Raw genomic sequence first — 1,244 nt, 5'->3', positions numbered from 1 at the left:
AAACGACGATACATTTTAAATTTTTCTCGGCCAATTTGCTTGGCTGCTTCATTATTTTCAACAATTTCTATAATGTGGCTAAAATGATTCACTTGTTCAAGTGCATGATTGTTAAAATTAAATACCAGCCAACCTTGTTCAGAAGGTTGTTTAGCCGAAATACATACTGCTGCATCTACCTGATCAACGCCATGGGCAATAAAGCTGGTCGGATCAAAGCTCCACAATTTTTCATCAAGTGTTTGTTGTAACTGCACATCTGGGCAATACCACCAGATTTGTGAATGCTTCAGTAAAATTTTTCGACATAAACGGCAAGCACTATCGACTTGCCGTTCTTCACTGGTTTCAAACAGATAAAAGCTAACTTTAGCCATTCGTACTTACACGGTTAGCCAAGAATTGCATAAGTAACGGTACTGGACGACCAGTTGCGCCTTTTGCTGAGCCTGATAACCATGCTGTTCCGGCAACATCCAAATGAGCCCAGCGATAGTCACGAGTAAAACGCTCAAGGAAACAGGCTGCTGTAATTGCGCCGCCGTGTGGTCCACCAATGTTAGCGATGTCTGCAAAAGGAGAGTCCAGTAATTCCTGATAATCATCAATCACTGGCATGCGCCATACACGGTCAAATGATTGCTCACCAGCTTGTTGGAGTTCAGCTGCCAAAGTATCGTCCGGAGAAAATAAACCACTCAGTACTTTACCTAACGCAACTACGCAAGCACCAGTTAATGTTGCGATATCAATCACAACTGCCGGATTGAAACGTTTGATATACGTTAAGGTGTCGCAAAGGACCAAACGGCCTTCAGCGTCAGTGTTTAAAATTTCAACGGTCTGCCCACTCATGGTTGTTACAATGTCGCCTGGGCGAGTTGCTTTACCTGAAGGCATATTTTCCGCAGCTGCAATCGCACCCACAACATGGATTGGAAGACGTGCCTCACATAAAGCACGGATTGTGCCGAGTACAGAAGCTGCACCACACATATCAAACTTCATTTCATCCATGCCAAGCCCTGGTTTTAAAGAAATACCGCCTGTATCAAAAGTTACGCCTTTACCAACAAGTACGACAGGAGCTTGTTCAAGCTGTGCTTGGTATTCAAGAGTCACAATACGGCCCGGACGCTCAGACCCTTTGCTGACTGCAAGAAATGCATACATGCCTAAATCAGCCATTTGTTGCTCATTTAAGACAGTGACTTTAAGTAAGTCTGGGAATTCTGCAGCTAAAG

At 43.9% G+C, this 1,244-nt stretch carries 2 protein-coding genes; both read right to left on the bottom strand.

Features of this window, described 5'->3' with window-relative positions:
• The coding region (locus VXQ92_RS18975) for a DNA polymerase III subunit chi (protein ID WP_416682844.1) at positions 1 to 377 on the bottom strand (377 nt) is incomplete at its 3' end.
• On the bottom strand, positions 370 to 1,244 hold an 875-nt coding region (locus VXQ92_RS18970; protein WP_416682843.1), incomplete at its 5' end, for a leucyl aminopeptidase. The genes VXQ92_RS18975 and VXQ92_RS18970, both read right to left, overlap by 8 nt.

The sequence above is a fragment of the Acinetobacter sp. 228 genome, assembly GCF_048147885.1.
Note: the sequence above shows the minus strand (reverse complement) of the source record. Positions and strands in the feature narration are given on the sequence as shown.